The organism is Moraxella atlantae NBRC 14588, assembly GCF_001591265.1.
GTDB lineage: Bacteria > Pseudomonadota > Gammaproteobacteria > Pseudomonadales > Moraxellaceae > Faucicola > Faucicola atlantae.
Map to the genome: position 1 here is coordinate 74,237 of NZ_BCUL01000009.1, position 8,890 is coordinate 83,126.

The 8,890-nt window shown below is 49.2% G+C and carries 8 protein-coding genes; 2 read left to right on the forward strand and 6 right to left on the reverse strand.

Annotated elements, in window-relative coordinates; genetic code table 11:
- Positions 1-4: 4 nt before the first annotated feature.
- From hslO to MA2_RS06985, 3 genes are all read right to left on the reverse strand, one after another.
- Positions 5-979 (reverse strand): Hsp33 family molecular chaperone HslO, encoded by a 975-nt coding sequence (hslO, locus tag MA2_RS06975; protein WP_067058315.1) that lies wholly within the window; start codon positions 977-979, stop codon positions 5-7.
- Between the two features lie 114 nt (positions 980-1,093).
- Entirely contained in the window at positions 1,094-2,458 is a 1,365-nt protein-coding gene (locus tag MA2_RS06980; RefSeq protein ID WP_067058282.1) for a WS/DGAT/MGAT family O-acyltransferase, read from the reverse strand.
- A gap of 125 nt (positions 2,459-2,583) precedes the next feature.
- Positions 2,584-3,390: a thiazole synthase gene (locus MA2_RS06985; RefSeq protein ID WP_067058284.1), complete on the reverse strand. Its 807-nt coding sequence runs from the start codon at positions 3,388-3,390 to the stop codon at positions 2,584-2,586.
- A gap of 329 nt (positions 3,391-3,719) precedes the next feature.
- On the opposite strand from MA2_RS06985, the gene gspE reads away from it, so the two are divergent.
- Positions 3,720-5,255: a type II secretion system ATPase GspE gene (gene gspE, locus MA2_RS06990; protein WP_067058286.1), complete on the forward strand. Its 1,536-nt coding sequence runs from the start codon at positions 3,720-3,722 to the stop codon at positions 5,253-5,255.
- 1 nt (position 5,256) lies between these two features.
- Here gspE and MA2_RS06995 read toward each other — a convergent pair whose 3' ends face one another.
- Complete coding sequence (locus tag MA2_RS06995; RefSeq protein ID WP_067058288.1) at positions 5,257-6,096, reverse strand: M15 family metallopeptidase; 840 nt, start codon at positions 6,094-6,096, stop codon at positions 5,257-5,259.
- Between the two features lie 299 nt (positions 6,097-6,395).
- On the opposite strand from MA2_RS06995, the gene MA2_RS07000 reads away from it, so the two are divergent.
- Positions 6,396-6,704, forward strand: coding sequence for an SH3 domain-containing protein (locus MA2_RS07000; protein WP_158080612.1), 309 nt, complete (start codon positions 6,396-6,398; stop codon positions 6,702-6,704).
- A gap of 70 nt (positions 6,705-6,774) precedes the next feature.
- On the opposite strand, the gene miaB is transcribed toward MA2_RS07000, so the two are convergent.
- Together miaB and MA2_RS07010 are read right to left on the reverse strand one after the other, a co-directional pair.
- Positions 6,775-8,223 carry a tRNA (N6-isopentenyl adenosine(37)-C2)-methylthiotransferase MiaB gene (gene miaB / locus MA2_RS07005; protein WP_067058317.1) on the reverse strand — a complete coding sequence of 483 codons (1,449 nt, stop codon included), beginning with the start codon at positions 8,221-8,223 and terminating at the stop codon, positions 6,775-6,777.
- A gap of 111 nt (positions 8,224-8,334) precedes the next feature.
- Positions 8,335-8,754, reverse strand: a complete 420-nt coding sequence (locus MA2_RS07010) for a DoxX family protein (RefSeq protein ID WP_067058292.1) — start codon at positions 8,752-8,754, stop codon at positions 8,335-8,337.
- Between the last annotated feature and the right edge of the window lie 136 nt (positions 8,755-8,890).

Here is an 8,890-nt window from a genome sequence, read left to right on the forward strand (position 1 = left end):
AGATTTAAGCAAAGATCATCTCAATGTCGGCTTTGTTAAAGCGATACACTTGCCCACAAAATCCACAGTCTAGCGCAATTTCACCGTCGTGTTCATCAGCAATCGCCATGGCTTCGGTTTTGCCAAGTTGAAAAATCGCGGATGCACTTTTTTCACGCGAGCACGTACATGCAAATGTCAAAGGCACGGCATCAATCGTACTGACGGGCTCTTCATGGTACAAGCGTAGCAAAATCTCTTTTGCAGGCAAGTCGGTCAGTTCTTCGGGTTTTAGCGTATCGGTCAAAATGCCCAAACGTGGGAACAGGTCTGCATCGGTCATGCCTTCAAGCATTTCGGCAGCGGTTAAGGTGTCGATGTTATTGTCATCATCGCGTTGGTCATTGATATCGGCATTGCCGCGTGGCAGTAGCTGCAGCAAAATGCCGCCTGCTTGCGTGCCATCGGCAGCCAATTTAATCACCGTTGGGATTTGCACAGACTGCTGTTGGTAGTGGGTTAAACACTCAGCAAGGTTGTTTGATACGCGCTCAACAATGCCTTGGTAGCCTTCGGACTGTACGCCAAACATGCTATCGGGTTGGACATTGATAAACAGCACACCCTCACCTGCTTTGCCAAGCGTGGCTAATGCTTCATCCGCGGTGTTCAAGTTTGTCCAGTCGCCTGACCAATCTGCCAAGGCACGCACATGCCCTTGGTGGTCACATTCTGCCATCGCCCATGCCAAGCGTGCTTGCTCATCGGTGGCTTCACTGGGGTGCTGCAGCTGAATCGATAGCCGCCCGTTGATTTTAAGCGTACCAATCAGCAGGCTTGCCGCAACTAACATTTCACCAAGCAGTTTTTGCAAAGCATGGGGGTAGGGACGTTGGGCAATGATTTGGCGATAGCTGTCAGCAAGGTGGACGATATCACCGCGAACGGGGCTATCTTGGATAAAAAAACGTTGGCGATAATCATTGGTTTGATTTGACATAATTTTTTCCATGAGTTTAAGCTAAGCAATACCGATCAAGCAGCATTGCAACCTGCCATCATGATGGGGGCAAATGTCAATATTTCAAAATTTTTCGCCAAACGTTAAGATTTTTTAAAATGATTCAACCAGCGCAGCAAGCGTTGCCAGCTCTTGTGCCAAATAATCCAACAAACGCTCACTGTGCGGCACGGCTTTGCTGCACGCCGCGATACAAAAATCCATCTGATCAACGTATGTACAAAGCGTGATATTCAAGGCTTGGTCATTGAAAACCACCGAGGCAGGGTACAGGGCTTCAAGCTTGGCACCATGCCAGTACAAAGGCGTTTTTGAGCCAGGTACATTGGAGATGATTAGGTTAAAACCGCGATATTCGGGAAATAACCCTGTCAAAATCTGTAACCCTGCACGGCTATACGCCAACGCACTGTAGATGATCGATGATGATTGCGACAGACGGGCAAAACGGCGTTTGCTGTTGCGTGTACTGGCATGAATGGCTTGCAAGCGTTCGACAGGATCGGCAAGATGGGTTGCCAAATTGGCTAAAATAAACGTCAGCTGATTGCCCGACGCACTGTTGTCGGTACGCAGCGAATAGGGCACAAACGCAATCAACGGCTTACGCGGCAAGGCTTGCTGTGCCAACAGGTATCGCCGCAACGCACCGCTACACACTGCCAGCACCACATCATTGAGGCTCACGCCAAACGCGTCTGCCACACGCCGAAACCGTGATAGCTCAAACGAAACCGCCGACAATCGCCGCGCGCTGGATACCTTTTGGTTTAAGATACTATCGGGTGCTTGTGTGGTGGTGACATAATCGCTATCAAAACGCTCAACCACATTGCGCAGCAACGCCTGCCCAACAGCAGGCAAGGCACGGGTTTGTTGTTTGGCGACTCTCAACAAGGATTGGTCGGTGGGTAATACCGAGTCAATCAAGTGGCGTTTGCGCGTCATCAGCGACCACGCAGGCAGGCTAACGCGCTCATCGGCAGTCGGTGACAGTGATTTTTGCACCAATCGCAGCCCAGCAATGCCATCAATCAGCGCATGATGAATCTTAAAGTACAGCGCGAACCGCTGTCCTGCTTGCCCATCTGCCGTGATACCCTCAATCAGATGACACTCCCACATCGGGCTATGGCGATTGAGCAATTTGCTGTGTTCCTGTGACACATAAGTCAGCAAATCCGCCATTTGAGCAGGCTTGGGCAGGGCAATATGACGAAAATGTTGCTCAACATCAAAACGCCCATCGGTTTGCCAAAATAGCTCACGGTGCAGTATTTGGTTAAATGGAAAACTTGGCGGAATCTGACTGGTACGCATCTGCTCGGCAAGTCGCCCAACAAAATCCGCATCGGCATCATCAGGTAGGCGAAACAAAAACAACCCACCGATATGCATGGGCTGGTTGCGCGTCTCTAGGCGCAAAAAAAGCTGATCGACCGCCGACAATACGCGCATGATTCTCACTTGTTATGCCGTTAAAATAAAAAAGTAAACATTAAAAAGTCGTCAAAACCGCGCCGTTTAGCAAATTGGCAAAACGACGCGCAAACTTAAGCGTTTTTTGGCTATCGCCTGTCAGCTTAACGGAAAAAATAGCCCGTTTGCGGTGAACTGGCTTGTGCCATCGCACGCGCAGGCATCCGCCCTGCCAAAAACGCCTCACGCCCAGCAAGCACGGCATGACGCATAGCCGTTGCCATACGCACAGGCTCACGCGCGTGCGCAATTGCGGTATTCATCAGCACGCCATCGCAGCCAAGCTCCATCGCAATCGCTGCATCTGACGCCGTCCCCACACCTGCATCCACCAAAACAGGTACTTGGGTCTGCTCAACAATTAAGCTAAGCGTGTGGCGATTGAGCAGCCCAAGTCCTGAGCCAATCAAGCTACCCAATGGCATAATCGCCACACAACCCATGCTCTCAAGCTCTTTTGCCACAATCGGATCATCTGAGGTATAAACCATCACCTCAAAACCATCATCAATCAATGTCTGCGCAGCCTTGACCGTTTCGATCACGTTTGGATATAAATTTTTGTCATCGCCCAGTACTTCAAGCTTGACCAAATTATGCCCATCAAGCAATTCACGCGCCAATTGACAAGTACGCACCGCGCTGTCGGCATCAAAACAGCCTGCGGTATTGGGCAAAATCGTGTAACGCTCGGGTGAAATCACCTCCAATAAGTTGGGCGTGTTTTTGTCTTGCCCGATGTTGATGCGGCGAATAGCAACCGTGACAATCTCTGCCCCCGAAGCGGCGATCGCGTCGGCGGTTTCGTTCAAGTCTTTGTATTTGCCCGTACCAACGAGCAGCCGCGAGCCAAACGTGCGTGAGCCGATCGTTAAGCGGTCATCTGTTGGGGTGTTGTTGGTATTTGACATAAGTTAATCCTAATTTGACATGAAAAAAACTGTGTGTTTAGTCATCATGGTTGTTATGACGCGTTTGTCAATTTTGATAAGCGCGGCTGTTTAGCGTTTACAAGCGTGACTTATTGCAAGACTTGCTTGCCAAAACATTGGCAATGAAAGGAAAACAGGCAAAACTTGCGGATAAAACTTGTCCGATATAGACCTAATATTCACATGCCAACGTCAAACGATGCGGCACCTAGCACGCACTGAGCAAAAAAAATTGACGCACGGGTTGATAGTGCTTAGTATAGCAAAAATATCACCTCACGACCGCGTTTAATCATCTTTTAAAAACTATGCTAAATCCCATCGCCTTGCCGTATAGCTTTGCCAAACGCCATCAAATTTTGCTGCAATACCCCATCAGCGCGCAGGGTTTGGACGCAAGTCAACCGCCGACCTTGCTGCTTACCGCCGACACACCCATGCAGGCAGTCAATGAAGCCAACCGTTTTGCCAGTCAAGCAGGGTTGGCGTTGCCGTTAGCCCTACATATCGCGTCAACTGATGATTTTGACAAGGCATTAGCAGCCAACTATGCCAACACTACAGGCGAAAGCCAGCACATCGCGGCAGGGCTTGAAGACCACCCTGATTTGTCCAGTCTTGCCGACAGCGTGCCTGAAACCGAAGATTTGATGGATCAAGCGGGTGATGCGCCGATTATTCGTTTGATCAACGCGCTGTTGTCTGAGGCAATTCGGCTCAATGCCTCGGATATTCATATCGAAACCTTTGAAAAACGCCTGTCGGTGCGTTTTCGGGTTGATGGGCAAATGAAGGAAATCGTCAGCCCCAAGCGTCAGCTTGCCCCGTTGTTGGTGTCGCGTATCAAGGTCATGGCAAAGCTGGATATCGCCGAAAAACGCGTGCCACAAGATGGGCGTATCTCATTACGGCTGGCAGGGCGTGAGGTGGATGTGCGTGTCTCGACGCTACCGTCAAATTTTGGCGAACGCGTGGTCATGCGCTTGCTTGACAAGCAGGCAGGTAGGCTGAATATGACCTATCTGGGGCTTGCTGATAGCGATTACCAAACGCTGATGCGGCTGATTCACCGTCCACATGGTATTATTTTGGTGACAGGTCCAACAGGTTCGGGCAAAACCACCACGCTATACGCCGCACTGTCTGAGCTCAATGACAACACACGCAATATCTTGACGGCAGAAGACCCGATTGAATTTCAGCTTGATGGCATTGGACAAACACAAGTCAATAACAAAGTTGATATGACGTTTGCGCGCAGCTTGCGTGCCATGCTGCGCCAAGACCCCGATGTGGTCATGGTCGGTGAGATACGCGACTTGGAGACCGCCGAAATCGCCGTGCAAGCCTCATTGACAGGACATTTGGTGTTATCAACCTTGCACACCAACACCGCGATTGGCGCGGTCACACGCTTGCAAGACATGGGTGTTGAGCCGTTTTTGCTGTCGTCGTCGTTGATTGGTGTGGTAGCCCAGCGGCTGGTGCGTACGCTGTGCCGCCATTGCCACGACTGGCAAGACGCTGACCCCATGCAGCGACAGCTATTTAAAGAAATTAATCTAGATGACAGCGCGGTCATTCGGCTGCCTAAGCCTGTCGGTTGTGAGCAATGCAACCATACAGGCTTCAAGGGGCGCACGGCAATTTATGAAGTGGTAGCGATTGACGACACCTTGCGTCAGATGATCCACGCAGGCAAGGCGGAATTTGATCTTGAGCGTTACGCACGCACACGATCGCCATCCATTCGTGCCGATGGCTTGCGCAAGGTATTGGCAGGTAGAACAACGCTAGAAGAAGTCTTGCGTGTTGCCCATGCCAGTGAGTTGGTGACGGACTAGTTTATGGGCGAAAATAACACACATCATTTGCCAATGCCGCTTTGGCAGTGGGTGAGCCTTTGTATTTCCAGTGCCATTCTTCCACTGCCACACGTGTGTTGCGTACCGCCTCAGGCGTAAAGCTTTGTTCCCAGCCATAGCGTGCCGCATTTTGGCGCAGCCACGCGTAGGCTTTGGTGTTGCCAAAGCTGTGGTTGATTGGCTCAAAGTCGAGCGCATAGCCTGTGTGATGCTCAGAATACCCAGGCGCGGACGACACCTTAAAAATCTGCGCATCGCTTTGTCCTGCCGCGCGTTTACGATTGACGATGCCTTGCTGATACGCCACCGAGCGAAACGCCGAGCCAACTGGCAAATTCACGCCATCTTTACGCGCTGCTGCTTGTAGCTGGCGCAAGGCAGCAGCAGCCTCATGGGTAAGTTGGTGGCGCCCACCGATACTCTCTAAATCTGCTGCGCGCGCTTCATCAAAACGGTAATGCTTGACACCTGCTTTGATCGCATCTTTGCTGTATTGGCAATCGGCAATACCCGAACCGCTTTGGCTATATGGCTGATGGTAGTTTTGGTTACGACTGGCATTGGGTGAGTTATGCTGCGCGATCAGCCCATTCATGCTATCGTTGGCTTGCCACTCATTGCGCGGCATGTCCTGTTGGTGCAGGCTGTAGTTTTGATTGGTGGTTGCCTTGGGTAAATAAGTGGTTTTGCCATCTGAGCTGGCAATATAACCTGCGCTGGTTTGACCATTTTCCCAAAGTTGTGCACCAACCATCGGCAGTGTGACCAAGCCTGCAATAATTGCGCCAACGGCAAGCCATTGTTTTGTGCCTAAACTCATCAGAATTTGCCTTTTTAACTGTCAAATGAAATATCAAAATCTTGCACGTGGAGAACGTCGCTAATTGATAGGGAAATAAACGATCAGATAAATGCTAAATGTTAGTATAATTTTTCTATATTATAAAAGCAAGGCATATAGAATTTTAAGTAAATCTATTGTAAGGTGATCAATTTATTGCTATATTATTTCACAGTAAAGTTGATCGTTATGTTGTCTAAATTTGCCTGATTGGCATTTACCTATCATCTGCCTTACGACGTGATTTTTAAATGTTGAACGATTTGAAGGAAACAACCATGCTAGCTGTTTGCAAAACTATTGCCGCTGTAACGGTGCTAGCCGCCGCCATCATGATGCAGTCGCCTGCCAACGCCATTGGCCCTGCTGGTCGAGTGAATTCAGGCTATGCTTGCACCAATTCAGGCAGTAATTTGATTTTACGCGCAGGTCCAGGTCAGCAGTTTGCCAAACTCAACGGCATCAAATATGGCACATCCTTGCCTGTGATTGACTCAGCCACTGGACGCGATGGCATGTTGTGGTACAAAGTTCGCCATGGCAAGCAGATTGGTTGGGTGCGTTATGACTATGTTTGCGGTCTATAATTAACGGTTTAATCTATAAAAAATCCGCCTAAATGAAATAAGGCGGATTTTTTTGTGCCACAACCCGTGATTAGCCCAATACTTCAACCACCTCACCTTGTACCAAGTGTGGGCTAAGCGCGTCAGTTACTTTGACCATGACAAATTGCCCAAGTAGACTATCTACACCCTTGAACATGACCGAGCGTGTGTTATCCGCCGTGCCAAGCAAAAACTCAGGGTTGCGATCGGCAGGCTCCTCTACCAACACGCGCACGGTTTGCCCAACCATAGCTTGGGTTTTTTGCCACGTTGAGGCTTTGATCACGTCTTGGAACTCTGCCAAGCGTGCTTTTTTGGTCGCTAAATCTACATTGTCGGGCAAATCTGAGGCAGGTGTACCGGGGCGTTTGGAGTAAATAAAGCTGTAGGAGTGGTCAAAATCCAAATCTTTGGCTAAATTTAAAGTCGCCAAATAATCCTCGTGCGTCTCATTGGGAAAGCCAATGATAAAATCGCTTGACAGGTGCATGTCAGGGCGTACGGCGCGCAATTTGCGGATTTGTTCGATATAAATGTCAATCGTGTGGTTGCGTTTCATCGCCGCCAAAATCGCGTTTGAACCACTTTGTACGGGCAAATGCAGATGCGATACCAGTTTGGGCAGCTTGGCGTAGGCCTCGATGATGTCATCGCTGAACTCCAGCGGGTGACTGGTGGTGTAGCGAATACGCTCAATGCCCTCGATGTGTGACACATAATGCAGCAGCTCGGCAAAGCGGCAGATTGTGCCATCGTGCTTTTCACCGCGATAGCCATTGACGTTTTGTCCTAGCAGCGTGATCTCGCGCACACCTTGCGCCGCTAGGCTGTCGATTTCTGCCAGTACGTCATCTAGTGGTCGTGATATCTCCTCACCGCGCGTGTAAGGCACGATACAAAACGAGCAATATTTTGAGCAGCCTTCCATGATAGAGACAAACGCCTTAAAGCCTTCTACCTTGGGTTCGGGTAAAAAGTCAAATTTCTCGATGCTTGGAAACGATACATCAACCACGCCGATGCGGTTTTTGGGTTTGATGTTGGTTTGTTTGGCGGATTGTTCGTACAATTCGGGCAGACGGTGCAAGGTTTGTGGGCCAAACACCAAATCAACAAATGGCGCACGCGCTTGAATATTATCGCCCTCTTGGCTGGCAACACAACCGCCCACACCGATGACCAAATCAGGCTTTTGTTCTTTAAGCTTGCGCCACCGTCCCAATTCAGAAAACACCTTTTCTTGCGCCTTTTCGCGTACCGAGCAGGTGTTCATAATCAACACATCCGCGTCTTCAGGATTGTCGGTTCGCACCATGCCGTGCGAATCGCCCAACACATCCGCCATTTTTTGCGAATCATAGACGTTCATTTGGCAGCCTTGCGTTGCGATAAATACCTTTTTGACCGCGCCTTGTGGCAATGCGGTTTTATCAAGCGGTAAATCGGGGCCAGAAGTAGGGGCAATGTGGGTTTTAGGGTCAAACAAGCTAACCGTCATACGCTCACCAAACGTCACTGATTAAGAAACGGATAATTATAGCAAATTTTTGTCACAAATGCTTGTTGGTATTGAGAAAATTGGCAAATTCGGTCATGTTTAGCCATACAGTCAATCGTAACGCCGACCCAAATTGTCCAGTGAAAAATTACCTGCACCTGCCGCGGCTAAAAACAGGAAAATAAAGCAATACAACACCGCTGCTTCACCGTGATTGACCAACGGCAGCCAAAAATCATCCCAACCTGCATGTGCCATAAAATACGCCACCGCCATCATACCACTGAGCACAAACGCCACAGGACGGGTAAACAAGCCCAGCAAAATCAGCAGACCGCCAAAAAATTCTAACACACCTGCCAAGCCCATCAGCGAAAACAAATGCACATCGGCAAAGCGTTCATCAAATGGCACACCAAACAGCTTTGACATACCATGCAGCATAAAACAGTAACCCGTCACCATACGCAAAATGGCTAACAAAGTACGTAAAAAATCGGCTTCTTGTAGTGCATCTTTGGGAATTGCCATGGCTCACCTCTTGGCTAAAGATTGGCTAAAGATTGGCTAAACATCGGTATACGAATGTGGTAAGCATAAAGACAAGCATGCCATCAAGTCAATGGACTTTGTTTAGCCTTTGTTTTGGTATTTTTTACATTAATAA

What these genes read in the sequence shown, in the direction of transcription:
- hslO (WP_067058315.1), bottom strand. Translation starts at nt 979, where the DNA reads ATGTCAAATCAAACCAATGATTATCGCCAACGTTTTTTTATCCAAGAT.
- MA2_RS06980 (WP_067058282.1), bottom strand. Translation starts at nt 2,458, where the DNA reads ATGCGCGTATTGTCGGCGGTCGATCAGCTTTTTTTGCGCCTAGAGACG.
- MA2_RS06985 (WP_067058284.1), bottom strand. Translation starts at nt 3,390, where the DNA reads ATGTCAAATACCAACAACACCCCAACAGATGACCGCTTAACGATCGGC.
- gspE (WP_067058286.1), top strand. Translation starts at nt 3,720, where the DNA reads ATGCTAAATCCCATCGCCTTGCCGTATAGCTTTGCCAAACGCCATCAA.
- MA2_RS06995 (WP_067058288.1), bottom strand. Translation starts at nt 6,096, where the DNA reads ATGAGTTTAGGCACAAAACAATGGCTTGCCGTTGGCGCAATTATTGCA.
- MA2_RS07000 (WP_158080612.1), top strand. Translation starts at nt 6,396, where the DNA reads ATGCTAGCTGTTTGCAAAACTATTGCCGCTGTAACGGTGCTAGCCGCC.
- miaB (WP_067058317.1), bottom strand. Translation starts at nt 8,223, where the DNA reads ATGACGGTTAGCTTGTTTGACCCTAAAACCCACATTGCCCCTACTTCT.
- MA2_RS07010 (WP_067058292.1), bottom strand. Translation starts at nt 8,754, where the DNA reads ATGGCAATTCCCAAAGATGCACTACAAGAAGCCGATTTTTTACGTACT.